Origin of the sequence: Rhizobium sp. YTU87027, from assembly GCF_050644135.1 — a bacterium.
In the GTDB taxonomy this organism is placed as follows: Bacteria; Pseudomonadota; Alphaproteobacteria; order Rhizobiales; family Rhizobiaceae; genus Rhizobium.
Window position 1 is genome coordinate 456,612 of record NZ_CP098443.1, and the last position, 26,268, is coordinate 482,879.

23 protein-coding genes are annotated in these 26,268 nt (G+C 56.8%); 12 read left to right on the forward strand and 11 right to left on the reverse strand.

Annotation, left to right across the window (positions count from 1 at the left end; genetic code table 11):
* The 4 genes from NBG89_RS32670 to NBG89_RS32685 all read right to left on the reverse strand — a co-directional run bounded on the left by NBG89_RS32670 (position 1) and on the right by NBG89_RS32685 (position 4,641).
* A complete protein-coding gene (locus NBG89_RS32670) occupies positions 1–999 on the reverse strand; it encodes an alpha-ketoacid dehydrogenase subunit beta (RefSeq protein WP_431324750.1) in 999 nt (332 codons plus the stop codon).
* Positions 1,000–2,031 carry a thiamine pyrophosphate-dependent dehydrogenase E1 component subunit alpha gene (locus NBG89_RS32675; RefSeq protein ID WP_431324751.1) on the reverse strand — a complete coding sequence of 344 codons (1,032 nt, stop codon included), beginning with the start codon at positions 2,029–2,031 and terminating at the stop codon, positions 1,000–1,002.
* Positions 2,032–3,357, reverse strand: coding sequence for an NAD(P)H-dependent oxidoreductase (locus NBG89_RS32680; RefSeq protein ID WP_431324752.1), 1,326 nt, complete (start codon positions 3,355–3,357; stop codon positions 2,032–2,034).
* Positions 3,358–3,639: 282 nt separating this feature from the next.
* A complete protein-coding gene (locus tag NBG89_RS32685; RefSeq protein ID WP_431324753.1) occupies positions 3,640–4,641 on the reverse strand; it encodes a sugar-binding transcriptional regulator in 1,002 nt (333 codons plus the stop codon).
* A 394-nt stretch (positions 4,642–5,035) separates the two neighbouring features.
* Between NBG89_RS32685 and NBG89_RS32690 the strand changes: the two genes are divergently transcribed.
* The 12 genes from NBG89_RS32690 (at position 5,036) to NBG89_RS32745 (ending at position 18,073) form a co-directional block, all read left to right on the forward strand.
* Positions 5,036–6,592 carry an ABC transporter substrate-binding protein gene (locus tag NBG89_RS32690; RefSeq protein WP_431324754.1) on the forward strand — a complete coding sequence of 519 codons (1,557 nt, stop codon included), beginning with the start codon at positions 5,036–5,038 and terminating at the stop codon, positions 6,590–6,592.
* A gap of 4 nt (positions 6,593–6,596) precedes the next feature.
* The gene (locus NBG89_RS32695; RefSeq protein ID WP_431324755.1) at positions 6,597–7,544 is read left to right on the forward strand and encodes a carbohydrate ABC transporter permease; all 948 of its coding nucleotides are present in this window, start codon (positions 6,597–6,599) and stop codon (positions 7,542–7,544) included.
* A gap of 1 nt (position 7,545) precedes the next feature.
* Positions 7,546–8,388, forward strand: coding sequence for a carbohydrate ABC transporter permease (locus tag NBG89_RS32700; RefSeq protein WP_431324756.1), 843 nt, complete (start codon positions 7,546–7,548; stop codon positions 8,386–8,388).
* 4 nt (positions 8,389–8,392) lie between these two features.
* Positions 8,393–9,436, forward strand: coding sequence for an ABC transporter ATP-binding protein (locus NBG89_RS32705; protein WP_431324757.1), 1,044 nt, complete (start codon positions 8,393–8,395; stop codon positions 9,434–9,436).
* A complete protein-coding gene (locus NBG89_RS32710; protein ID WP_431324758.1) occupies positions 9,436–10,425 on the forward strand; it encodes a carbohydrate kinase family protein in 990 nt (329 codons plus the stop codon). The genes NBG89_RS32705 and NBG89_RS32710 overlap by 1 nt, the downstream gene beginning before the upstream one ends.
* 19 nt (positions 10,426–10,444) lie before the next feature.
* Positions 10,445–11,137 carry a hypothetical protein gene (locus tag NBG89_RS32715; RefSeq protein ID WP_431324759.1) on the forward strand — a complete coding sequence of 231 codons (693 nt, stop codon included), beginning with the start codon at positions 10,445–10,447 and terminating at the stop codon, positions 11,135–11,137.
* Positions 11,130–11,753, forward strand: coding sequence for a hypothetical protein (locus NBG89_RS32720; RefSeq protein ID WP_431324760.1), 624 nt, complete (start codon positions 11,130–11,132; stop codon positions 11,751–11,753). Before NBG89_RS32715 ends, NBG89_RS32720 begins: the two co-directional genes overlap by 8 nt.
* 494 nt (positions 11,754–12,247) lie before the next feature.
* Positions 12,248–12,694 (forward strand): IS66-like element accessory protein TnpA, encoded by a 447-nt coding sequence (gene tnpA / locus NBG89_RS32725; RefSeq protein WP_113133470.1) that lies wholly within the window; start codon positions 12,248–12,250, stop codon positions 12,692–12,694.
* Complete coding sequence (gene tnpB, locus NBG89_RS32730) at positions 12,691–13,044, forward strand: IS66 family insertion sequence element accessory protein TnpB (protein ID WP_431324761.1); 354 nt, start codon at positions 12,691–12,693, stop codon at positions 13,042–13,044. The genes tnpA and tnpB overlap by 4 nt, the downstream gene beginning before the upstream one ends.
* Positions 13,045–13,108: 64 nt before the next feature.
* Positions 13,109–14,755: an IS66 family transposase gene (tnpC, locus tag NBG89_RS32735; protein ID WP_431324762.1), complete on the forward strand. Its 1,647-nt coding sequence runs from the start codon at positions 13,109–13,111 to the stop codon at positions 14,753–14,755.
* A gap of 229 nt (positions 14,756–14,984) precedes the next feature.
* A complete protein-coding gene (locus NBG89_RS32740; protein WP_431324763.1) occupies positions 14,985–15,914 on the forward strand; it encodes a substrate-binding domain-containing protein in 930 nt (309 codons plus the stop codon).
* 14 nt (positions 15,915–15,928) lie between these two features.
* Positions 15,929–18,073: a methyl-accepting chemotaxis protein gene (locus tag NBG89_RS32745; protein WP_431324764.1), complete on the forward strand. Its 2,145-nt coding sequence runs from the start codon at positions 15,929–15,931 to the stop codon at positions 18,071–18,073.
* Positions 18,074–18,477: 404 nt separating this feature from the next.
* On the opposite strand, the gene NBG89_RS32750 is transcribed toward NBG89_RS32745, so the two are convergent.
* From NBG89_RS32750 to bhcA, 7 genes are all read right to left on the reverse strand, one after another.
* On the reverse strand, positions 18,478–19,386 hold the full coding sequence (locus NBG89_RS32750) for an AraC family transcriptional regulator (RefSeq protein WP_431324961.1): 909 nt from the start codon (positions 19,384–19,386) through the stop codon (positions 18,478–18,480).
* A gap of 306 nt (positions 19,387–19,692) precedes the next feature.
* On the reverse strand, positions 19,693–20,715 hold the full coding sequence (locus NBG89_RS32755; protein WP_431324765.1) for a phosphate acyltransferase: 1,023 nt from the start codon (positions 20,713–20,715) through the stop codon (positions 19,693–19,695).
* Between the two features lie 9 nt (positions 20,716–20,724).
* Positions 20,725–21,720 carry a type I glyceraldehyde-3-phosphate dehydrogenase gene (locus NBG89_RS32760; RefSeq protein WP_431324766.1) on the reverse strand — a complete coding sequence of 332 codons (996 nt, stop codon included), beginning with the start codon at positions 21,718–21,720 and terminating at the stop codon, positions 20,725–20,727.
* 13 nt (positions 21,721–21,733) lie between these two features.
* Positions 21,734–22,699 carry an iminosuccinate reductase BhcD gene (gene bhcD / locus NBG89_RS32765; RefSeq protein ID WP_431324767.1) on the reverse strand — a complete coding sequence of 322 codons (966 nt, stop codon included), beginning with the start codon at positions 22,697–22,699 and terminating at the stop codon, positions 21,734–21,736.
* A gap of 31 nt (positions 22,700–22,730) precedes the next feature.
* A complete protein-coding gene (bhcC, locus tag NBG89_RS32770) occupies positions 22,731–23,894 on the reverse strand; it encodes a 3-hydroxy-D-aspartate aldolase BhcC (protein WP_431324768.1) in 1,164 nt (387 codons plus the stop codon).
* Between the two features lie 10 nt (positions 23,895–23,904).
* Complete coding sequence (bhcB, locus tag NBG89_RS32775; RefSeq protein ID WP_431324962.1) at positions 23,905–24,852, reverse strand: beta-hydroxyaspartate dehydratase BhcB; 948 nt, start codon at positions 24,850–24,852, stop codon at positions 23,905–23,907.
* Positions 24,853–24,887: 35 nt separating this feature from the next.
* Positions 24,888–26,078: an L-aspartate--glyoxylate aminotransferase BhcA gene (bhcA, locus tag NBG89_RS32780; RefSeq protein WP_431324769.1), complete on the reverse strand. Its 1,191-nt coding sequence runs from the start codon at positions 26,076–26,078 to the stop codon at positions 24,888–24,890.
* Positions 26,079–26,268 lie beyond the last annotated feature (190 nt).

A 26,268-nucleotide genomic window follows, 5' to 3' on the forward strand; every position in this document is an offset into this window, starting at 1 on the left:
CTATCTCGCCCCCCTCACAAGATCCCGCGCTGCATTCAAAATGTCTGGGATTTGTGGAACGGCAGCCTTCTCAAGCTCCGGGTTGTACGGAATAGGCGTTTCGGACCCGCCGAGGCGGACGATCGGTGCATCCAGGTAATCGAAGGCGTCGCTTTCGGCGATCATTGCACTTATTTCCGCGCCGACGCCGAGCGTTTTGACGCCCTCATAGACACAAAGAAGCCTGGTCGTCTTCTTGACGCTTGCAATCACTGTTTCCCTGTCGATCGGCCGCACCGAACGAAGGTCGATTACTTCGATGTCGATGTCTTCCGCAGCCAGCTGTTCGGCGGCGTCGAGCGCCTTATGGACCATGATCGACGTCGCGACGATCGTGAGATCTTTACCCTGTCGACGGATCTCTGCCTTATCGAGAGGAACCGTGTAGTGACCTTCCGGAACCGGTCCCTTCATTTTGTAGAGAAGCTTGTGCTCGAAGATCATGACCGGATCGGGATCGGCGACAGCAGCAAGCAGCATCCCTTTGACATCGTGTGGCGTCGCGGGCTGGATGACCTTCAAGCCCGGCACATGTCCCAACCAGGCTTCGAGGCTCTGGCTATGCTGAGCAGCCGCTCCGGTCCCCGAACCGGCCGGAAACCGCATAACAACCGGCACCGACACTTCGCCGCCGAGCATATAGCGCATCTTGGCAGCCTGATTGACGATTTGCTCCATCGCGAGTGCTGCGAAATCAGAGAATTGAAACTCGAAAATTGGTCTCAATCCTGTCATCGCGGCACCAACGGCGACGCCGGCACCACCAAGCTCAGAGATCGGAGTGTCCATCACGCGGTCCGGGCCGAATCTATCCACAAGATCGCCTGTCACCTGAAAAGCGCCACCGTAAACGCCGATGTCTTCGCCCATCAGAATGACGCGCTCATCCGCTTCCATCGCGATCGCCATGGCTTCCTGGATAGCCTGGGAGTAGCTGAGTTCTCGAACACCGGTGTCCATTTATGCGTGCTCCGTATAAACATTCTCAGCCAAGTCTGCGACGCCAGGCGCCGGACTTGTCTTGGCGAATTCGATGCCTGCCGCGATCTCATCGCGAACCGACTGCCGGATTGCCTCGAGCTCTGCGTTATTTGCGAAACCGAATTCCTGGAGTTGCGCTTCGAACCGGACGATAGGATCTCGGTTGCTCATCCAGTCGTCGATTTCGTCTTTCGTGCGATAGCGGTTTCGGTCGCTTTTGGAGTGGCCGCGATAACGATAGGTCTTGCACTCGATGAGCGATGGCCCCTCGCCGCGCTTCGCACGTTCGACGGCATTGTGAGTGGCTTCGGCCACGTCGGAGAGCACATTGCCGTCGACGATTACGCCCGGCATGCTGTAGGCACTGGCGCGGTCGGCGATATTGGCAACCGCTGTCGAGCGCGCGGTCGAGGTCGACATGCCGTAGCCGTTATTTTCACAGACGAAGATGACGGGAAGCTTCCAGACGGCAGCCATGTTCAATGCTTCATGGAATGCGCCTTCGTTGTTTGCGCCGTCACCGAAGAAGCAGACGACAACCTTTCCGGTGTTTAGGCGCTTGGACGTGAGGGCCGCACCGACGGCAATGGGTAATCCGCCCCCGACGATTCCGTTTGCGCCGAGGTTGCCCGTCGTTACGTCAGCAATGTGCATCGAGCCGCCGCGGCCAGCGCAGTAGCCAGTCGTCTTGCCGAAGAACTCCGCGAACATGCGTTTGACATCCGCGCCCTTGGCGATGCAGTGCCCGTGGCCTCGATGGGTCGAGGTGATCTGATCCTGTTGCGTCAGCGGGAGACAAACACCCATGGCGCTTGCTTCCTGCCCAATCGACAGATGCATCGTCCCATGGATGAGACCACGCGTGTAGCTTTCCTCAGCGCCTTCTTCGAACTGACGGATGAGGTGCATCTTCCGAAGAGCGTCCAGCAACTGCTCGCGGGTATATTGTCTATAGATGAAGGGCAAATTGCTGGTCTCGGCACTCTTTACTGCTCTTGCTGAGTTCGCCATTTAAGCCTCCCTGCCGTAAACAAGGGCGTCTTGCCGGGCGCGCAAAGCGGCAAGGCGAGAGCCTTCTGCGACCGATGCGTTGTTGTAGGTAATCAACTCGCCCTTCTTGATAGGCGCGGTGACCTTGCCGCCCTGCAGCATGCCGCAGGGAATTGCGGAGGCGCTTCGAGCTTCAGGAGCGGTCATGATCCACGCGCGGTAGCAGTACTCGCCAATTGCATCGAGCTTATCGCCGGGCTGAAGATCTTTCTTGGCCACCGCACATACCTCTGCCACGGGGGTGGAAAGAGGAACCATGTCTGGTTTTCCATAGAGGACGACGCGGGCGCACGTGAGGGGGACCTCCAGCGAGGTCAGATGGTATGGCCGGTGGAAGGTGAAATACGGCCCCTTCCCCATCTTCAGATCTTCCATCCGCTCCGAGATCCGGGGATGGGACATGTCAGCAACAACGAAGACGCCAGGGGCCACACCCTTGCCGATGGAATAATCGACAACACCAACTTTCGTGAGGACGCCGCCATCCTTTTCAGGCACCAGCACCGACGATAGCTGGTCAAGCGTGGCCGCCGGCCCGTGCATGCCAGGTTTATCCGGTACAAGACCCGTTGCATTTGCAATCGCGGCCATTTCCACCATCGTCTTTGAGCCGTCCACGAATTCGACAAGCATGCGAACGTTCATGTTTCGGCGCGCCGCTTCTTCGGCGTATTGATGCGGGACCGCGTCAATGTTCAGAGGGTTGTTTTTGCCTTTGCCTGCCGCGACGATCGGATGGCCCATCGCTGAAACAAACTCGATCAATTCAATGCAGGACGATGGTTCGTCTCCAGCGCCGAGGGAGTAGGTCACTCCGAGCCGCTCGGCCTCGCTTTTAAGATAGGCGCCAATCGTAACGTCCGCTTCGACATTCATCATCACGAGGTGTTTGCCATGCTCCATGGCCGCCAGGCCGATTTCGGCGCCAACTGCCGGGACGCCGGTGGCATCGATAACGACATCGATCAGTCCGCTGTTCAGGATATTGGCGGAATCGGCCGTGATGGCGATCTTCCCAGCTTCAATCACGGAATTGAGTTGGTCAGCGCTCGCGGCATCGCGATGATGGCCATCGGCCCGGTAAGCGATATCAACGGCTTCGCGAGCACGGGCAACGTTGAGATCGCAGATCGCTCCGATCTCGATCCCGGGCATGTGAGCGACGCGGGTCACGATGTCGGTGCCCATCTCCCCACTGCCGATTAGGCCGATACGAATAGGCCTTCCCTCGGTTTCCCGACGCACGAGATCGCGTGCGAGCCCGGTTGGCGCAACATTAATGGGCATTCCATTCCTCCCAAATTCATTCGGGATGATTGGTAATGTACATTTGTTATTTCGTCAACACGTCTGTTCTTGTTTGATATCGAGCGAGGCTGAAAACAGCCGATTTTCATGGATGCAAAGAACTTTTATCTCAAAAACGAACATAATTTTGTGCTGGAGTGGGCGCGCGGACACGAGCCGGCACCAACGAGCTTGGCGCAGCCCCACGCAATTTTGCGCAGCTCTATTTCGACCAGGACAGAGCTGCCGAGGAACCTTTAAGGAGACGAAAAAATGTGGGGTCTAGCTAAGCTTGGCGTGCCCGCGCTCGGCGCCTGGTGCCATCAGGCTCAGCAGCGCACCGGCAGTCTGTTCGTCGGTCACAAAAATAGTCGGCCTGATTGTAACAAGCGAGGCACGAAGGGCCTCCAGTTTTTCTGGGCCTCCGGAAATCAGGATACGCTCGGGTGTGCGCCGCAGACGATCGAGGTTCACCGATATAACCCGAGAGTTGACTTCATGGTCGATGACGTTCCCATCCTTATCGATGAAGTTATAAAGAACGTCTCCAACAGCGCCAGCATCTATCAAGGAGCGGCGGTCTGCCTCGCTGAGATACCCGGTTCGATAGCTCGTCGTCAGCGCGGAGATGCCCCCGACCGACAGAAGTGCGACGTCCAGCTTATCGGCCATCTCAAAGACAGCGGCAAGACCGCATCTTTCCAGCAAAGCATGCTTCGTCTCCGGACTGTCGACGACTGCCGGTGCAGTTACCAGGAACCCTTCACCCTTGAAAAGCTCTGCGAACTGCCAGGCAAACTCTGCGGGATTAAAACGGCGGGCAGCAGAAATACCGCCGAGCAACGAGACGACGCGGAAGTCGTCGAGAGCGGTCCCAGCAATGAATGGCAACGTGTTGTAAAGGGTGCGCCCCCAACCTACGCCGACGATCATGCCCGAACGCATTAATCCTGTTATCAGCGTTCCCGCTGCCGCCGCGATTACCTTTGTCGGGTCACCGTCAGGATCAGCGAAGGGCGCAACGATTACTTGCTTTACCCCAAACGTCGTCTCCAGCTCCCTTTCCAGGGCGATCATATCGGAAAGCGGCGAGGATATTGTAACACGCACTTCGTTGCGGCGACGGGCTTCCGCAAGAAGTCGAACGACCATTACGCGATTGATGCCTAATTGAGCCGCAATGTCGTTCTGAGTGTAATTTTCTATATGGTAGAGCCACGCCACTCGCGCCCGCAGCCTTTCAGACTCGGTCTGAATCATGACGACTGGAGGCGTGGTCTGCATCTTTGCTTCCCTTCTAGCTGGCGCCAATAACAAACCGGGTTCAATCCCCGCGCAGTTACACTGGCGCCGTGTTCGTAATTTCGTGTCGTGTACAAGATTTATTGCTCAGTGGATAGATCGCGGTTGGTTACGAAGTGCCGGGATTGCAAACCGTTACAGCGCTGATGCCGTGCACAAATATTTGTCGTCTATGCTCGATGTTCGATCATTCGCCCAGAAAGCAGCACAAAAATCAGTTGACAGCCAAAGGATATGAACACATTGTAGTTTGCAATAGCAATTGTTCATTCCAACTGAGCGCTTGCTAGGATCGGGGCGGAGTGGAGGCCGCACCAAAACAGTCTTGCCTCCATTGGCATTCAACTGATTTATTCGGATTGGGAGGACTAACAACATGACGATCTTAAGTTCGGGCGTATCCCGCCGCGGATTCCTGAGGCATACCGCAGCTTTCGGGCTGGCAGCAGGCGCAGCCTCGGCCCTGAAGCTGCCCGCGTTTGCGCAATCGGGTCTGCCAGATGTCCAATCCGTTTTGGACAAGATTTCCGTAAAGGACTACGTCCGCGAGGACTACCGAAAGCTCTACAAAATGTCGGATGATCCACTGTGGGATCCGGCAAAGGACTGGATCCGTACGGTAGATTGGGAAAAGGTTCGCTCGGAGCAGAGCGGAAAAACCGTCAGATTTGCCGTAGGCGCCGCTGACCAGGAGTCTGCAGCCGAGGGGCTCAAGCCCTTTGAACAGTTGTCAGGCATCAAGGTAGAACTTGTTCCGATCCCCGACGACAGCTTCTACGACAAGGCGATTTCAGAATTCATTTCCGGGAACGCGTCCTTCGATGCTTTGCAGTTCTTCTCGCCTTGGCTTGGAGACTTTGCAGGTCCAGGCTTCCTCGCCGATCTCAGTGAGTATGCAGACAAATGGAAGCTGCCGTTAGATGACTTCTATGACACCTATCGTCTGAACTACGGCTACGTCGGCGGCAAGCTCGTCGGTATCCCGTTCGACTGCGACGTCCAGATGGTGCACCTGCGCAAATCGATCATGGAGAAAATTCTCGGCGGACCCATCGATCGTGCTCAATCTGTGCCGACCTACGACGAACTCATTCGCATTACTGCTGAAGCAAACAAGCTCGGGGGTGGCGTAGCCGGCGTGGGCCTGATGGCGGCACGCGGTTTCTGGGCAACTTACACCTGGGAGCATATCGCGGCACAAGCAGGTCTTTCGCTGTTTGACAATCAGTGGAACCCGCAGCTCACCAGTGATGCCGGTATGAAGGCTATGGACATCATCATGGCTCTTCAGAAAAACGCCATCGAAGGTGTTTCCGGTGCCGGCTGGGGTGAAAACCGTGCAGCCTGGCTTGGTGGCCAGGTCGCGGCAAACATAAGCTGGCAGGATAGCGGCACACAGGCCATGCGGCCGGATCAGTCGAAGATTGTCGATGATTTCGTTACGATCTACGAGCCCCGGATTTCAGGAGGCGTTTTCGCTCCACCGAATATTGCTGGGTCGACCTCTTGCGTTGCAGCCACGTCAAAGAACCCCGAGGGCGCGTTCCTAATGCTCGCGTTTCTCACGACTTCGTCGATCATGGCGATGAACGAAGCGAACGCGAATGGCGTTGCTCCGGGGTACCGATCTGTTCTCGCAAACGAGCGTCTTCGGGCGGTTAGCCAGCCCATGAAGGTCTGGGCGGACAGTCTGGAGCATGCATGGTGCGCTCCTCGCATTCCTGGGATGTTCGAAATGGAGCAGGCGCTCGGGAATGAAATCAACCGAGCGGTTACCGGTCAGATTTCAGCCAAGGAAGCCCTCGAGAACGGGCAAAAAGCTTGGAAGAGTATCCTGGAGAAGAACGGCTTCTCAAGTGGAAGCGCTCCGATCGCTTACTCGGACGTGGAGCCAGGCCTCTACGTGGGCAAGGGCAAGGCACTGCCTTTCTAAGATCATGACACATTCGGCTCAAAGACTTGAAACGGGGGCGGCGTTTGCCGCCTCCACCGCAAAGGTACCTGCTAGACCTCGGCCCCGTTCGGCTACGGCAAGGAAGGTCTTCCCGTATCTATTGGTTGGACCTGCCGTGGCCTACTTACTCGCGATTACCCTATATCCGGGTCTATTTGCGATGTACCAAAGCCTGTTCCTCGTCAAGTTCGTCAACTGGTCCTGGATCGGGCTCGGCAACTACACGCGGATCATCCAGGATCGCGAATTCTGGGCCGCTCTGGGAAACACCGCTATTATTGGCGGCATCTCCCTGGCCCTCCAATCCGTGATCGCGATGGCTGTGGCCTTTTTCTGTTACCGTGACCCTTTTGTGCGCGGCTGGCGCATCATTTTCCTGATGCCGATGTTGTTCATGCCCTCAGCGGTGGCATTCATCTGGAAGCTCGCATTCAATGATGGCCGGGTAATCTCCGATATCCTCATGTCGATTGGAGTGGTCTCCAACAATGTCGACTGGCTTTCATCGGTTTGGCTGGCCAGACTTACACTGATCGTAGCGGACGTGTGGCAGTGGACGCCCTTTCTTTTCATCATCTTCGTTGGCGCACTTCAGGGTCAGGACGAGGAAATCGAGGAAGCGGCCCGATTGGACGGGGCAAGCTGGAGCAGCATTTTCTGGAACATTTCACTGCCGATGATGAGGCCTATCATCGTGGTGGCCGTAACGCTGCGCGGCATCGACATCACAACAATGTTCACAAACGTCTACATCATGACCCAAGGCACACCAGGCGGTGCGACGGAGACGATGAGCTACTTCATCTATCGCCAAGGCTTCAGGATGTTCAATTTCGGATACGCGTCCGCGGCATCTGTGCTGATGCTGATCTTCACGATCGTAATCGCTCAAACTGTCGTTAAGCGCGCATTCAAATCTGGGAAATCATGAGATGGCTAGCATTCGAAAAAGCGGCGGTGAAAGCCTCCTTCTTCGCTACATCATACTTGTCGCATGGGCGCTCTTTTGTCTTGTTCCGATCCTGTGGTTCCTGACAATCGGCTTCAGACCAAGAACGGAAATCATCGTCCCAAGGCCGATCTACTGGCCGACGTGGAGCTTGGACGCCTGGCGCCTGCTCGTCAGCGACTGGCCAATCGCTTCCTATCTGCGAAACTCGCTCGTTGCGGTCGCGGGCTCTGTCGTCATCGATCTGCTGTTGGCTATTCCCGCAGCCTTCGCGCTGGCTCGATATGAGTTCCGCGGCAGAGAGGACATCGGTTTTTATATCCTGTCGACGCGTATGATGGCGCCTGCCATTGTTGCAGTGCCGATCTTCTTCCTGTTCAAGAACATGGGTTTGTTGGATTCCGTCTGGGCACTGATGCTCATTTACGCGGCTATCAACCTCAGCCTCGTCACCTGGATCATCCGAAGCTACATGCTTGATATTCCAAAGGAACTGGAAGACGCTGCCCGTACTGACGGCGCGGGAGACTTGACCATTCTTTGGGAAATAATGATCCCAGCGTGTCTGCCCGGCATCATAACGGCTGCTGTAATCGCCGCCATCTTCGCAATCAACGAATTTCTCTTCACCCTCCTCATCGCATCAACCTCGAAGGCTTACACGATGTCTGTTGCGCTCGCCAACTTCACCGGCGGCTCCGACGGGGTGATCTACAACGCAATCGCACTCGTCTCGTTCCTCGCATTCGCTCCGATCCTGATCCTCGTTGTCCTGATCCAGAAGCATCTCTCGCGTGGCCTGACGATGGGCGCTGTGAAAGGATAATTCCATGGCATCTATTGAACTAAAGAGCATCGTGAAGAGCTTCGGCTCATTCTTTGGCGTTCAGGACGTAACTCTCGATATCGCTGACGAGGAATTTCTGGTCCTTTTAGGCCCCTCGGGGTGCGGCAAGACCACGACGATGCGCATGATTGCTGGTCTGGAGCATCCAACGGGGGGCGAGATCCGCATCGGCGGCAACCTCATGAACGAAGTCGATGCCCGCGATCGGGACGTTGCCATGGTCTTCCAGGGCTATGCCCTCTACCCGAACATGTCGATCTACGAGAACATTCGGTTTCCTCTTAGAATGAGGCGCGTTCCAAAGGACAAGCATGATAGCCTCGTTCGTCGAGCCGCGGATATGGTTGAGCTTGGGCCGTTCCTCGAACGCAAACCTGGCGCGCTTTCAGGAGGCCAGAGGCAGCGTGCTGCGCTCGCACGTGCCATTGTTCGCCAGCCGCAAGTCTTCCTCATGGACGAGCCGCTTTCAAACCTCGATGCAAAGCTGCGTGCGAGCATGCGGGTCCAGATCAAACACATGCAGCGCGACCTGAAGGTGACTACAGTTTACGTGACGCACGACCAGATCGAGGCAATGACGCTTGCCGACCGAATCGTTATCATGAATAAAGGCATAATCCAGCAGATCGGGACCCCCGATGAGATCTATTCGAATCCCGCGAATACCTTTGTGGCGGGGTTCATCGGATCGCCGCCGATGAATTTGGTGTCGGGCCATGCACAAGATGGAACTTTCTCGGCCCCTGGCGTTAAAGTCGCCTGCCCTGCCAAGCTCTCCGGTCAGGTTACCCTCGGCTTTCGGCCGGAGGATTGCCGGATTGGTGGCGAGAATCTCCAAGGCACTGTCTACGGCGTCGAGCCCACCGGCGACATCACCTATCTGTCTGTCCGCTCTCCAGAAAAGACCTTTGAAATCAAAGCTGGCCGGGACTTCCGTGCAAAAATTGATTCAGCTGTGACGATCGGGTTTGATCCCAACCGGCTCTACTACTTCGACAGTGACGGCAACAGGGTCGGAGTTCAGTGATGGCGGCGACCTTTGATTTCAGCTCCGTCGGCTTTTACACCTTCGATGCTCTTTGCCGACCGGTCACGGAGATCCCGCGAGGGGGGCAAACCCTTTTCGTGGAAGACTTCACGCTGGCCGTATCCGGCGCGGCAGGTTCGGCTGCCATCGTGGCAGCCAAGTACGGCCTCCGGGTTCAAGCCGTCGGCGGAGTGGGCTATGATGACATGGGCGACTGGGTCCGCATGAAGCTCCAGTCTTTCGATGTAGATACTACAATGATGCGCCGCTACGAGGGTTACACAACATCCTCCTCGATCGTGACGACGCGGCCGAACGGTCAGCGACCAGCACTCCATAAGCGCGGCGCGACCGATGCTTTCTTCGTATCAGACTCGGAAATGGATCGAGTTCTTGACACAAAAATCCTGCATGTCGGTGGGGTCGGTCTGATGAATCGGATGGACGACTGTGGTCGTACCGCGGAAATCATGGCAGAAGCGCGCCGCCGCGGTGTGGTAACGACGCTTGACGTCTTCGCGTCAACGTCCGACGATCTCCCGAAGGTCGAAGCTCTCTTGCCTTACACCGACTATTTTCTTCCCTCTGAAGAGGAAGCGCAGGCGCTATCTGGATTAACCCACAACAAGGATCTGGCGGATTTCCTTCTCAGCAGAGGGGCGAAGTGCGTCATTCTGACTTTGGGAGCAGAGGGTGCGTACTACCATGACCAATCCGGCTTGGAGTTCCACTCTCCGGCATTCAAGGTCGACGTGAAGTGCACTTGCGGGTGCGGCGATTGCTTCAATGGCGGTTTCGCCAGCGGTTTGGTAAAAGGACTGTCTGCTCGGGATGCGGTCGAGCTCGGCCAAGCGTCTTCCGCGTTAAACGCCACCGGCCTTGGAAGTCAGGCGGGAGTGGTCGATTATGATGCGACTCGCGCATTTATTGAGAGGACACCTAGGCGCGGATTGGGCTATGATATTGCTGCTCTGACAGGGGTGCAATGAGGCAAGAGGGTAGGTCGGGATGTCGCCAGAATTTGCTCCACAGACGACGCAGCTCAAAGACGCGTTGAGGGTGTTGCGCTATACCCTGCGAAAAGGTCGCGATACGGTAAAGGAGACTGCGCCGCGTCGACTCCCGGCGCCCGCATCGGGCATAGCCCTTTCCGCTCTTAACGAGATTGAGATCCTGGCTCGCAACGTTGATCATTTTGTCTGCAATGTTGCTCACTCCGTCCTCGGCGACTCGACCACGAATTTGGCAAGTCTACGCGAAATCAGTGTTTCTTCGCGGCCGGAACACGAGTTTTCGGTCGCTTATTACGAAACGATGAAACTCGTATTGAGCCATATTGGCGCAAGAAGAGCGCTCGTCAATCAAAGTGCCGGCCGACGAGCCTTCGCGCGCCTTGCGGGCTCTCAGGACGTTTTCGAGCTGGCGGCTCAGCTGACACTGGAGCTTGCCGATGACGGATCGATAGCAATAGATAAGTTGGACGAACGTTCGGCAGTCACGCGTACCGGAACGAACGTGGTTGCCGTTTTTGCAGGGCTGCTCTCAATGCTGGCGCAATCAGAGGATGTCAGCAGAGAGGCGATGATTTCTGCCGCAACCGAGCTTGCTATCGCTCTTCAAGAAAAGGTCTTGGATCTATATCATAAGAGAGATATTTCGGCTCTGGCCTCGCTTTTTGAACGGAGCGCGATCCATGTTTGATCTATCGCGATCAATCGATAATCTTCCTCGAACCAACAAGCCGCTCAGAGTTTCGGTCAGGCAGCTTCATTGGTTCAAGGCTGCGTTTCACTCACACGCCACGTTTTGTGGCGAGGCGATGGGTTGCGAATTTGTCGTTGACGACATCAAGCTCGCTGGAGCATTTGTTCGCTGGCTGGAAAGCATTGATCGTCAGAAACCAAAGGAGAAGGAACAGCGACGCGACTTTTTTCAGTTTGCTCCGTCTCTTGTATTGCGCGAACTCGTCGGAGACCTGCCGATCAAGGCCACATGTCCTCCCGCAAGCGTTGATCCCAAATCGGCAGCGGCGTTTTGGCCGGAAGGATATGTGGCTGCGACATTTTGCTTGACGGTTTATGCTGCGACGATGGATCAGGAATTTCATCTAGACGTCCATGTGAGCCAGATGGTTGATGATCTTCGAAGCTGGTGGTCCTTTCGGGAGAATGCCAACGAGGACTCGAACTATGCAGCAGGCTTTTTCCAGTTGTTGCTGGGCAACGAACCCAATTGGTGGATGCCAAGCAATTTCAGCGCTCGCACCCGCTCCGCTGGCGACGAAGATAGCGCTGCGGTTCTCTCGCCCGAGGTGTGATGACAGCTGGTGAGTTGTGCCATGGACCTTTTTTGTCAGCTGAATCTGTTGGCGATAATTGGTTCGAGCGTTCGCCTGACACGGTTCTGAACCCGCACCCCCGCCGCGTTGCAAACGCCATTTAAGTCCTTCGAGCTCTGCGAGTCTTCAACTTGAAGGCAAGACCAATCAGCTCGTCGGGTTTTGCGACGCGGCATGTTGCGCAGGACCAATCGAGGTCAGTCGCGCAATTGCTGGCTCAATCGGAAAACGTCGGCCACTTCCCCAATGCTCAACAAACTTGCCGTCACGAAACTTTATGAGTGCGTGGAATTAGAGGTGATGTGTTTCCCGGTGGGCGCAATTCCGAGATATTCTCCTCAATGGGTTCCGGTGTAGATGAGACACCAGCTTGGCGCGGTGTCCGTATGCGCCGCCTACATCCCATTGATTCCGTGTGTTTCTGAGCATTGAGGTTTCTGCCACAAGGTTTTCGGCAAGGCTGGAGATTTGGCATGGCGGATGGTGAAGGATTTGTCGGGCGATGCGAAGTTGTGGAGCCTCGTCGTGGAAACCGACGATGGCCCGATGCTGTGAAGGCGCGGATTGTTGCGGAGAGCCTTCAGCCTGGAGTTAGGGTCGCTGACGTTGCGCGTCGTCATGATCTCGTTGCGCATCAACTTTCTTGCTGGCGACGACAAGCACGTCAGGGTCTTCTGGCGCTGCCTGCCGAACTGATGCCAGCCATTGAGGACGGGCCTATCGAACCCGCCTTTGTGCCACTTGCGATTACGACGGAGCCGAAGACGGCTACCGATGCTTTGCCGATCCCGGATCCGGTCGCGGCCGCTTCGCAGATCGTGACAGTAGAAATAGGCGCAGACCTCGTGGTGAGGGTTCCCGGCGATGTGCCGGTTGATCGGGTTGCAGCCTTGGTGCGTGCGATGCGAGGGACGGCGTGATCGTCGCGGGCCAACGATTACCGATCCTGATCGCGACGCGGCCGGTGGACTTCCGCTGTGGCCATCAGGCGCTGGCATTGATGGTTGAGACCGAATTGAAGCTTGATCCGCATTCCGGGGTGACGGTGATCTTCCGGTCGAAGCGCGGGGATCGCCTAAAAATCCTGGTATGGGATGGCACCGGAATGGTGCTGATCTACAAGGTTTTGGAGCAAGGAAACTTTGCTTGGCCCAAGGTGCAGGATGGAACGATGCGTCTTTCTCGGGCTCAATACGAAGCCTTGTTCGAAGGGCTTGATTGGCGACGGGTTATGGCGCAACGGGTAACAGCGCCGACTGCGGCAGGATGACTCAGCCACCCTATTTTGGCATTGTTTTATTGGGTTTTTCTGCTTCGATTTGCTATGAAGACGCATGTCTTCGGCCATTGATCTCAGCCAGTTCCCGGACCTTCCTCCCGAGGTATTGAAAGCCTTTGCGGCGGTGCAGTTCGAGCTGTCGGTCGAGCGTGCGGCACGTCAGCATGAGCAGGCGGTGGTGGCCGAGAAGGACGCCTTCATCACCGAGCTGAAGCAGCTGATCGAGAAGCTTGAGGGCCAGGTTCAGGACTATCGGCGTACGAAGTTCGGACCGAAATCGGAAAAACTCGATCCGACGCAGATGGAACTGGCGCTGGAAGATCTTGAGACGGCAATTGCCGAAACACAGGCCCAGATCGCCTTCGTCGAGGAAAAGATCGCGGCCAGCGCAGTTGATCCCGCAAAGGCTGTTCCTCGCAAGGAGCGCAAAACACGCGCGCTGCCGCAGGGCCTGCCGCGGGTCGAGCGGGTGATCGAGCCCGACAGCATTGCTTGCCCCTGTGGTTGCGGCAACATGGTTCGGATCGGCGAAGATCGGACGGAACGGCTCGATCAAATTCCGGCGTGCTACCAGGTGATCGTCACGATCCGCCCGAAATACGCCTGCCCCAAGGGTCGCACGGGCGTGGTTCAGGCCAGGGCGCCGGCACATCTGCTGGAAGGCAGCTGGCCGACGGAAGCCCTGTTGGCGCAGATTGCCGTGTCGAAGCATTCCGAACACATGCCGCTGAACCGTCAGGCGGCAGTCATGGCCCGACACGGAGTGCCGATCGACCGCACGGTCCTGGCAGATTGGATGGGTCGGACGGGTGCTGCGGTCGCGCCGGTGGTAGACCACATGGCCAAACGGCTGATGTCGGAAAGCGCGCGGCTCTATGTCGACGAGACCACGGCCCCGGTGTTGGATCCGGGACGCGGCAAGACGAAAACCGGTTATCTCTGGGCTATTCTGCGCGACGACCGCGGTTGGAACGGATCTGCGCCGCCGGGCGTAGTGTTCCATTATCGGCCTGGGCGCAAAGGCGAATATGCCGCAGAAATCCTCGATGGCTTCAACGGCACGATCCAGGTCGATGCCTACGGTGGCTATTCGCACCTTGCTACGCCAGACCGCACGGGCGGCGATCCGTTGAAGCTGGCCTTCTGCTGGGCGCATGGCCGCAGAAAACTGATCAAGGCCAAGCCCAAGAAGGGGTCGCCCATCGTCGACGAGGCGCTGTTGCGCATCGCCGCCCTCTACAAGATCGAGGACAGCATCCGCGGTTGTGATCCCGATCATCGCCGGGCTGTCCGCCAGAACCTGTCCCGCCCACTGGTGGACGAGTTCTTCACCTGGTTGGCTCAGGCCGCGCGCGTCTCACGCAAGTCCGACGTCGGCGAAGCCATGGCTTACATGCTCAAACGTCAGGATGGCTTCCGGCTGTTCCTGGACGACGGCCGCGTCGACATTGACTCCAACCTGGTCGAAAACGCGATCAGAAGCCCGGCCATGAACCGCCGCAATGCGCTCTTTGCCGGTCATGATGAGGGCGGCCGCAATTGGGCCCGGTTTGCCAGTCTGATCGGCACATGCAAGATGAATGGCGTTGAACCATACGCCTACCTGCGCGATCTCTTCATCAGCCTCGCCAATGGCCACCTCGCCAAAGACATCGACGCCCTCATGCCATGGGCCTATGCGCAACCGACCAGCGCCTCATAGTGAGCTCGTCAGGGACTCTTCGATGAGCTCACGGGACATCCGCAAGCGATAGACCTGACCGTTGCAACCGCAAAATCAATGGGGTGGAGACGCCGCATACCGGTGTCCGGATGGTCGTCCGGCCCCATTGCTCTTTAAAGAGCAACTGCGAAGGTCACAGCATTTTTAAAGCTATTTTTACTAAATTTGCAGATGATCAAAACGTTCGGCAAACAATTTTGGAGGAAAAATGCGACACGCTATATTTTCCGCATTGCTTATGTTAACGTTTACATCAAGTGCATCCGCTGAGACACTTGGCGTTTCAGTAGCTGATCTCGACGAATTCAACACGACGCTTTTGAATGGGTTGCTGTCTCACGCGAAGGACAGTGCCGGACTGAAGGTCGTCACAAAGAACGCCAAAGGCGACAATGAGCTACAAAGGAAGCAGATTGAAGAACTCGCAGCCGACAAGGTCGATGCCCTTATCGTCCTCCTCTCCGATGGAGATCTAGGTGCACAACTAACTCCGGTGGCAGCAGCAGCCGGCATTCCGCTTGTCTACGTTAACAACGTGCCCGCAAATGTCGCGGATCTGCCGGACAATCAAACAGTCGTCGCCTCGGACGAAAAAGAATCAGGCTCGTTGCAAACGAAGGAAGTCTGCAAACTCCTCAACGGCAAGGGGCGGCTCGCCGTTCTGATGGGGGAGCCCTTTCATGCAGCTGCTCGTGCTCGCACGAAAGACATCGACGAGGTTATCGCTAGTCCGGAATGCGAAGGCCTGAAGGTGGTCGAACGTCAGGCGGCCTATTGGTCACCAGACTTCGCCGACGCCCAGGTGCAGGAGTGGATATCTGCAGGAGTCAAGTTCGATGCCGTCATCGCAAACAATGACGATATGGCGCTCGGAGCGATCCGTGCCCTGAAGCGTAACAACGTCGCGATGAAGGACGTGGTGGTGGCCGGTGTCGACGCGATCCAGCCCGCTCTGGCAGCAATGACTGAAGGCGACCTCGCAGTCACGGTTTTTCAAAATGCCGCCGGCCAGGGAGCCGGCGCTGTCGATGCTGCCGTCAAACTCATGAAGGGTGAAAAGATCCCGCGCGAAAACTACATTCCGTTCGAGCTCGTCACCCCACAAAATGTTGCCAACTACCTGCCAAGAAGCCAGTGATTTTGCGAGGATCTATGATGCATCTCTGGAACAAGCTCAGCATCCGTGCACAAATTACCGCCGGCTTCCTGCCCCTTATCCTTTTCATGAGTTTGCTATCCGCCAACGTAATGTCCGGCATGAGCGACCTCACTGCAATTTTCTCATCTTATCGGCAGACGGTCGGCGAAAGTCTGGGCATTTCCGATTACAGTGATCAGTTGCACGACATTCAAATGTCGGTCGAAGCCTTCCGCTCCAATCCCAATCAAGCCGCGATCGACCGTTTCAAGGCTGGCGTCCGCGCCTTTGAGGCAAACGATCCCCGTTTTGCCGACAATCAGGATCTGCAAGCCGCCCTGGTGCCAATTCGCCAGGAGATCGGAGCTTACAGCAATGCCTTCGACAAGATCGTCTCGCTTCAAGCTCGGCGTGATCTGTTGATATCAAAAGTGACGGAGTTCGGCCCCTGGACAAGCATTGCCCTGAACGACGTCATACGCAGCGCATGGCGTCAAAATGACCTGCAGCTGATGCATGCGACAGCCGCTACGCTCGAGGCGCTGAACCGCAGTCTCTATGCGTCGGAGCGGTTCGTACACGCCGATGACCTCGCTGCGTATGATATTGCTCAGGCCGCACTTAACGAGGCGGTGGCGCGAAACGACAGTGCCCTCAAGTTGGCAAAGAACGCCTTGCAGCAGAAAAGACTGCAAGGTGCAGGGCAGCTTATGCAGAACTACACCTCGCGTCTTGGTGAAATGCGGGATGTTTTGCAGGAAGCAAAGCGCGTGCGCGAGACAGAGCTCAATGAACTGGCACCTAAGATCTCGACGGGCTTCAAGTCCTTGCAGGCCTCCGTGGCCGCTACGCAGGCAAGCTTGGACGCGTCGGTTGGGAAAACGGTTTCAGCAGCATCAAGGGTAACACTCCTTGTCAGCGGCGCTCTGGTTGTCATCGGCCTGGTGCTTTCCTATTTCCTCGGCCGCTTGATTTCCATCGCCGTTCGAAAGATGGCAAAGTCGATGGAGCGTCTCGCGCACGGCGAGGAATTGACTGAATTCGAAGCAACCACGAACCAGCACGAACTTGGCGCGATGGCCCGGTCGTTGATGGTGTTTCAAGAAACGAAACGCGCAAAGACGGTCGCTGAACTCAACGCCGAGAATGCCCGTGCTGTGTCTGAAGAACAGCGTCTGCGTCAGGAAGCTGAACGTTCGGCCGATGCTGAAGCCATGGAGCAGGCCTTCAACGAAATCTCCAAGGGATTGGACGCACTTTCATCGGGTGATCTGACCGCGAGAGTTGGACAAGTCGACGCACGCTACCTTGCAATTCGCGATCGTTTCAACCACTCGATCGCAGCCCTCGAAAACGCTTTTGGTGCCGTTGTTCAATCCGTTGGCACGATACGGTCCGGCCTTGGCGAAATTTCCACGGCAACAAATGATCTCGCGCGGCGCACCGAACAGCAGGCAGCCTCTCTGGAGGAAACAGTCGCAGCGCTCGGCGAGGTCACTAGGGGCGTCAATGGCATGGCTGAAGGAGCGGGACGTGCGAACGATGCGGTTACCACCGCACGCACCAACGCCGAGACCGGCGGCGAGATCGTCAACCGGGCTATCGCTGCCATGACCGAAATCCAAAATTCGTCCTCGCGAATTGGCAATATTATCGGAGTTATTGACGAAATCGCATTCCAGACCAATCTCCTTGCCCTCAATGCCGGTGTCGAGGCGGCAAGGGCAGGAGAAGCCGGGAAGGGCTTTGCAGTCGTTGCCCAGGAAGTGCGAGAACTGGCACAGCGTTCCGCAAACGCCGCCAAGGAGATCAAGCAGTTGATCTCGACATCCACGGCGCAGGTCGACACGGGAGTAAAACTCGTCGGCGAATCTGGCGCATCCCTGGAGCAGATCGTCAAACAGGTGGGAGCGATGAGCGCGACGGTTACCGACATCGCCGTTTCCGCTCGCGAACAGGCGTTAAGCTTGCGGGAGGTGTCCGCCGCCGGCGATCAAATGGACAAGGTTACCCAACAGAACGCTGCCATGGTGGAGCAAACGACCGCGGCGGCAGAAAGCCTAACGCAGGAAACCGAGCGGCTCGCCACCCTGGTTCAGCAATTCAAGACGCGCAGTGTCGCCAAGACAACCACTCAAAGGTACGCACTGGCGTCATAGTCGCCAAGGACGGCTCGGCAGGCTATCGTCTGCCGAGCTGGCTCCCGCCCTTCCTGGAAAACCGCCCAAGCTGCCAACGCTTGCCGGCTTTCGTCCTCACAGTTGGAACGGATGCACCAACCTTCAGCACGACCGAGGGGTAGTTCCGGCACTCAGCCCGTGATCGCTGATGGAGATGATGGCCTTTTCGATGTCCTTGCCAACAGACCGCTTGTCGTTGAGGTGGCATAGGCGTGACAGCAGACAGCTAAGTGCTGGGTCAAATCGGACGACATTCACGCGGGTCAAGCGGTTCCACGCGAGGCCATGCCCGTGGCAACGATTTCGGGACAAGCAACTTTTCCCGAGAACGATCATGTCAGCAATGTTCTAAATTTCTGACGTTGCTCGTGCCCTCGACCTCCCTACCCGAGAACGATGTCACCTGAAGAGTTCTGAATAAGCTTAGACTCTCTCAGCGCTGTTCGCCCGAAATAGCGTCGAAACTCACGACTAAATTGCCAAGGACCGCTGTAGCCGACAACGGCGCTTATTTCTCCAATGCTTAGTTTCGCCGATCGTAACATGTCATGTGCGGCATGGAGGCGAGCAGCCTTAAGGTATTGGAGCGGGCTACACCCGAAAAGCGCATGGAAGTGACTGTGGTACGAAGAAAGGCTCAGCTGGGCCGACGCAGCAAGGGTAGAAACAGATATGCTTGCGCTGGCATTTTGCAAAATGGATTGTGCGGTCTTCAACACCTTGCCGCGTGTACCTTGGCAACGCAATCCGGCAACGATCGCGTCCCCGTCCTCTCGCTCTAGTATTCTCAGGTGAAGTTCCCGCATCAACAGGGGAATTAAAATCGCAGAATCGAGCGGGCTGTGAAGGGCCTGCAAAATCCGGTGAAGTAGCTCGCGGAGTGTTTCATCCACTTGTCCCATGGCATGGCAACTTGCCTGCCTTCGGGGAGCGCCTGGGCCGCGGAAATTGTCTATTTCTTCCGCGATCTCGATTGCCATCGGCTGCTCAAGTGTCACGTGCATTGCAAGGAGTGGCCTTGCCGCGCTCGCTTCGGCATCGATGCGAAATGCCATGGGTGCAGATGTCACCAAGTATCGGCTTCTATGGACGATGTAAACGTTAACATCCCATGTGAGGTGTTCCGCTCCCTGCAATAGAAAGAGGATGCCCGCGGGCTGAAGCCTTGGCAGATTCGAGATACTCGCATCGGCGCGAAATAATGAAATGCCAGGTGCTCGTGTCGAATTATATCCTCGCGCGGGCGCAAGCGCGGCGGCCAAGTCGGTTATGCGTTGAGGAACATCGATCATCGGACAACAGGTTAGCTTTTTCGCAGCGAGGTTCAACTCCCCAACCCCGCAAAATCGAGCGGTAGGTCTCAGCTATCCTCTTCCGTGCAGCCATGAAAATCCGGATGCCACGGATAGATTTCCGGTTGGCGGGGCGATTGTGACGGTTTGCTGGCAGGAATGCAAAAAGCGGCGGCTACCGCCTTGAGAGCAATCGGCCGATAGTGGTTCACCAAATCATGGCGATGCGTGTCCTTTGGCTCTTGCTTGGTACTCATTGAAGATCCGTCCAACTTGTTCCCCCTGTTTCTTCACAGACCGGCCGTGCTACCGGCGACAGAAAGCTTCCTCACCAGGAATGTTCATTCCGGCGACCGCTGCGATGTTCACCAGCCCCTGCCAGGTCACTGCTGGGCTGACGATATGAGCTCGATTGGCAGTTCCGAGAAGCAATGGGCCCAGCTCGGGTGCCGACAGGGCACAATGCAGGACGTCGCGGGCCGTCGTTGCTGCCTCTGCCGCGGAAAAAAGCAATATGTTTGGCGCACGGCCACCGCGTTTGCGTCCCAAAGCTTGCTCACCGAGCGCTGCCGTCAAAGCCTCCGCGACCGTGCTCGGACCGCGCACTTCCAATTGCGGCGCGTCGGAAAAGATCAAATGCCGTGCCGTCGCCATGATGGCCCTGTCCGGAGCCGCGTTCTCAAGGCTCTCGGGACCGTGGCACAGCGTGATCTTCGGCTCGAGCCCAAATGCGCAAACGTGACCTGCGGCAGCCACCGCGATCTCAGCAATCTGCTTGGACGAGGGTCGGCTATCGACAAAGAGATACGCGAGAAAGAGCGGTCGGTCGTCGACGACCAGAAGCGATAGAGCCGCAGCTGAGCGAACCCGCAATGTTGCGAGAATGGAGCTCAATTGGGCAAAGTGCCATTGAAATTGCCCGGATGTTCCGCAAACCATGCTGTCAGCCTTGCCGGATTCCACAAGACGGGCAGCAATTGCAGTATTGCGACAATCCCTGATGAAACCAGGGAGGTTCTTGATCTTCCAGCCAGATTCTATCGCTGCTTTGCGAGCGCACCATTGGTCCAGAAACTCGTGGTCGTTTTGCGCTTCGACCACCGCAAAATCGTCACCCACCCGAAGATCGATACCAGCGGCAACAAGCTTCCTTGCAATCTCGACCGTGGAACCAACTACCATCGGTACTGCGCACTTCGCCTCAAGCATAGCCTGAACGGCGCGCAAAACCCTCTCGTCGTGGCCCTCTGCAAAAATAACACGGCGCGTTGATCCGCGGGCCCTGTCGAACACCGCGGTCAAAAGCTTGCTTTGCGCAGGCAACGACATGCTATCCCCTTAGCCGGCGCGTCTGGATATATAGCGAGCCATATCCAGCATCCGCGCGGCAAATGCCCATTCGTTGTCATACCAGCCAAAGATCCTAAGAAGCCCGTTGGCCGACAGGGAGATTTCTGCCTCGCTGATGACCAGCGATTCAGGACGCCCGCGCATGTCGACGGAGACAAGTGGCTGATCGATCCAACCAAGAACAGGCGACGATGCCGCCGCGGCGCGTATGTCCTCAACCATGTCTTTCAGGCTTTTGCCATGACGCACGCCCACTGTCAGATCGATCGCCGACACGCTTGCTGTCGGAACCCGGATCGCTCGGGCTTCAATCAATCCGGCCAGATGCGGTAACACTTCGCTGAGCAGGCGATGGGCGCTCGTGGTAGTTGGCACCATGGAAAGGGCCGCCGCCCGGCTGCGGGCAAAATCGGCCCTTGGCTGATCGATCGTCGGCTGACTGCCGGTATAGCAATGGACCGTCGTCATCTGACCGCCCGTCACTCCGAAGAGCTCGTCCAATATCCGCAAGAGGGGGGCTAGCGCATTGGTCGTGCAGGATCCATTCGAGACGATCCGCTCGCCGTTGAAGCGCTCCTCGTTGGCGCCAAGAATCAGCGTGGCTTCTGCCTTGGACGCGGGTCCGGATATCAGGACTTGAGACGCTCCTGCTTCCAGGCAGCGGGCGGCGCGAAGGTCTGCGTCGACTGCTCCCGTGCAATCCAGGACAACATCGACACCATCGAGGTCGAATTCCTCGATATTTCGGCTATTCACATATCGGATCGAACGACCGCTAAGGCGAATCGCATCCTGGTCAACGATGACAGACCCGTTCCAGGGACCAAAGATACTGTCGTATTGAAACAGGTAGCCGCTGAGCTCAATTGCCGCTAGGTCGTTTATCAGGACGACCTCGATGCCCGATGCATCCAGAGCCTGGCGCAAAATCGTCCGGCCAATTCGACCAAAACCATTAATCGCAATGCGGGTTACGCGAGCCATCGCCCTGCCGTTCCTAGACGTCGACGTTAATTGCTACGCCTTTCGAAAGCGCCAGATCGACCGCGGCAGAGGCAACCGCCAGATCTTGAAGCCCAACGCCGGTGCCGTCGAAGAGCGTAATCTCGTCGGGCGACGAACGCCCAATTGCGGTGCCCGATATAACCGAGCCAATCTCGATAATATCGTCTTCGGCGATCAGCCCCTTCGCGATCGCGTGCTGGCACTCTCCGATTGAGACCGCTTGCGCGACCTCATCGGTGAAGAGCGTCGCTGCCGCCACCAGTTTTTCGTCAACCTCCTGCTTTCCTCTGGTATCGGTACCCATGCAGGCAAGATGAGTTCCTGGACGAATTTCGGATGCCTGGATGATCGGATTGAATGAAGAGGTAATGGTGATGATGACGTCGGCCTCGGAGGTCAGTCGATCGAGTTCCACTGCTTCAAACGGAATCCCGATTTCAGCGGCGACGGCTGCAAGCCGCGGCAGCATCTCAGGATGGAAGTTCCAGGCCACTATTCGCTCAAATTGCCGTTGACTGACGGCAGCCCGAAGCTGGAATGCAGCCTGATGACCAGCCCCGACCATCCCCAATACCTTGGCGTCGGCGCGGGCGAGGTGTTTGATCGAAATCGCGGACGCTGCTGCCGTACGAAACGCAGTCAGCAGGTTCGCGCCGACCACTGCACGGCATTTGCCGGTATCGGCATCGAAAAGGAACACGATCGACTGATGGTTGGTCAGGCCCCGCTCAACATTGTGGGGCCAGAAACCGCCAGCTTTCAGACCGAGAGCAAGTGTCTCCCGGTCGAACCCCGATTTGAAGCCGTAGAGTGCATCCTGGTGACCGATCGCCTCACGGATGACTGGAAAGTTGTATGCCGATTTCTTCGCCATCGAAGCAAAGACCTTCTCGACGGCATCAAAGCAGTCTGAGAGCGAGACCAGCTCGGATATCGCGTTCTCTGGAACAATTATCATCGCATCAACTTTCCGATTGTCAGTCCGTCCGTCAGTAGGCCTTGCCTCTCGCCGACACCGGCCAGAGGGTTTCGACCTTGCCGTTGCGTACCCCCACATACCAGTCGTGGATATTGCAGGTCGGGTCGCAGTGACCGGGAACGAGGCGAAGTTTCTCGTTGATCTTCAAGACGCCGTTTAGGTCTTCGATGACGCCGTGCTCATCCGTCGCCTTGACGTATTTGACGTCATCTCGGCCATAGACGAAAGGAAGACCGGAATCGACGGATTGAACCTTCAGGCCCGCGTCGCAAATGGCTTTGTCGGCTTTTGCGTGGCTCATCACGCTTGTAAGGATAAAAAGGGAATTTTCCCACTCGCCCTTGTCGATGCGTTTGCCATCCTTGTCGAGAATGCGACCGTAGTCGGCGTCCATGAAGGCGTAGCTTCCGCATTGCAGCTCATTGTAGACCCCGGAATTGCTTTCGAAGTAATAGCTGCCGGTGCCACCGCCGCTAACCAGCTCCGGTTTCAGGCCTGCAACGACCAAAGCGTCGACCGCGTCCTTGACCTGGGCAATGGCAGCATCGAGCTTTGCCTTGCGATCCTCATATTTGTCGATGTGTTGCATCGCGCCTTGGTAGGCCTGAATTCCCGCAAACCGAAGGCCGTTTGCTGCATCGATCGATCTTGCGAGCTCGACCACGGCTGCACTTGTCGAAACACCGCACCGTCCTGCACCAACATCGATCTCGACGAAGCAGTCGATGACGGTCGCGTGCTTCTCGGCGGCCTTGGACAGTTCCGTCACGTTGCCCAGATCGTCAACACAGACGATAATTCTCGACCCGTACTTCGGCAGACGTGCAAGACGGTCGATCTTGCCGGGATCCCGGACCTGATTGGACACCAGCACGTCTTTGATGCCACCACGAACAAATACTTCAGCCTCGGACACCTTCTGGCAGCAGACGCCGATAGCGCCGCCCAATTCTTCCTGAAGTCGCATGACGTCGACCGACTTGTGCATCTTGCCATGGGCGCGATGACGCATGTTGTGCGCCTTGGCGTAATCGCCCATCTTTCGGATGTTGCGTTCGAGAGCGTCCAGATCCAGGATCAGGCAGGGCGTCTGGATCTCATCGACGGACATGCCGGGCAGCGCGGGCACGTCATATCCAACTTCCAATTCGCTGATTTTCGTTTCCATGTTCATGCCAGTCCCCTTATTGCCATGGCAGCTTGTCGAGATCGACGTTGCCGCCGGTGATGACGACGCCGATGCGTTGACCGGCGAACAAGTCCCTGTTTTTCAAGATCGTTGCCAAGGGAACCGCGCTGGACGGTTCCATGACGATTTTCATGCGTTTCCAGATCAACTTCATGGCATCGACGATCTCGACTTCCGAGGCCGTCAAGATGTCGGCGACGTTGCTTTTCACAAAGTGCCATGTGAGATCCTTGAGAGGCACCTTAAGCCCGTCTGCCACGGTGTCGGGCGCATCATCGGCAATGATATGACCAGCCTTCAGGCTTCGATATGCGTCATCGGCCTGCTCCGGCTCGGCGGCATAGACCTTGACCCGCGGCGCAAGATTGGACACCGTCAGACAGGTGCCCGATACCATCCCGCCTCCGCCGATGGGCGCAATGATCGCGTCGAGATCATCGACCTGCTCTAGGAGCTCACGCGAGCATGTCGCCTGACCGGCGATCACCCGGGCATCGTTGTAGGGGTGCACGAATTCGGCGCCTGATTGAGCTACAACCTCGGCAAAAACGGCCTCTCTCGAGGTCGTCGAAGGCTCGCATTCCACGACGGTCCCGCCGTAGCCGCGCACTGCATCCTTCTTTGCCTGTGGCGCTGTCCGCGGCATGACGACCGTGCATGGGATTCCTCGCCGTCCCGCCGCGTAGGACAGACACGTTCCATGATTGCCCGAAGAGTGGGTTGCCACGCCCTTTCTGGCCTGTTCGTCACTCAATCCGAAGACAGCGTTTGACGCTCCGCGGGCCTTGAAGGCGCCGGCCTTTTGGAAGTTCTCGCATTTGAAATACAGCTGCGCGCCCACCAAGGAGTTGATGTATGCAGAAGTCAGCACTGGTGTCCGATGAATATGCGGCTCGATGCGCTGATGAGCCTCGAACATGTCGGAGATGGTGGGAATAAACATGTCGGAGATGGTAGGAATGTTCATCGGTGATACTCTCAGGCTGCAGTTCGAGTGGACGAGACGTCGCCGAGACGGAATACCTCTTGAGCGGCAGCGACACCGCAGCCCAAGCGGATTTTCAATCCAAGATCGGCCATGACCATCTCTGCTGTCGCTATGCCGGCAAGTGCCATCACGTCGGTCATGCTACCGAGGTGGCCGATACGGAAAACACGTCCCGCCACGTCTCCCAACCCGGCGCCGAATGCCACCTGATATTTCTGTGCGGCGTGAGTAACGATCGAGGCGGCGTCAAATCCGTCCGGCGTTTGCACCGCCGTGACGGTGTCGGAGTAGAGTTCCTCATTTTGCGCGCAAAGCTTGAGCCCCCAGGCTGCCACGGCAGCGCGGACACCCGAGGCGATACGCCGGTGGCGCTCAAAGACGTTGTCCAGCCCTTCCCCGAGGAGCATCTCCGTCGAGAGCTTGAGGCCATTGAGGAGGCCAACCGGAGGCGTGTAGGGGTAGCCGCTGGTTGGATAGCTCTTTGCCATGTCGCGGATATCGAAGAAGGTTCTCGGCAGGGTGGCTGTTTCGGCCGCCTTCATTGCTTTTGGTGAAAAAGCCAGAATCGCCAGGCCCGGCGGCAGCATGAAGCCCTTCTGAGAGCCGGTAACCGCAACGTCGACTTTCCATTCGTCCATGCGGAAATCCATCGAGGCAATGGAACTCACTCCATCGACGAGGAGAAGAGCCGGATGTTTTGCGGCGTCAAGGATGCGACGAACCGCGCTTACGTCAGACCTAACGCCCGTCGCGGTTTCGTTATGGGTGACGAGAACCGCTTTGATATCATGAGCTGTGTCAGCTCTTAATTTCTCTTCGTACTCGCCAAGTGGCACGCCACCATGCCAGGACGAGCGGATCGCATCGACACTCAGTCCGTGCCGCTGACACATGTCGATCCAACGGTGGCTGAACATCCCATAGCGGCCGGCGAGCACCCTGTCGCCAGGGTTGAGCAGGTTCGCGATCGCGGTTTCCCATCCGCCGGTGCCAGTGGATGGAAAAATGAAGATTTCAGCGCTTTTGGACTTCAGCACCTTTTTCACACCGGCCAATGCCGGCTGAAGAATCTCGCCGAACAGCGCTGAGCGGTGATCGATTGTCGGGATGTCACAGGCCCGGCGCAGCACTTCCGGCATATTGGTCGGGCCGGGAATAAACACTGGATTTGGCGTGTACATTTGGACCTCCTCAATGTGATTTCGTCTTTACTACCATGATGCTTTCATCCCGTATATTTTTTTGAAACCGTTTTTCAAAATGAATATGAAATGAAAATAAGCCTTTATATTCATAATGATATATTTTTTCATTGTGCAGAATTATTTTTCATTGCACTTTCTCAGAAAGGGTTTTTTGATTTGGCGGAGG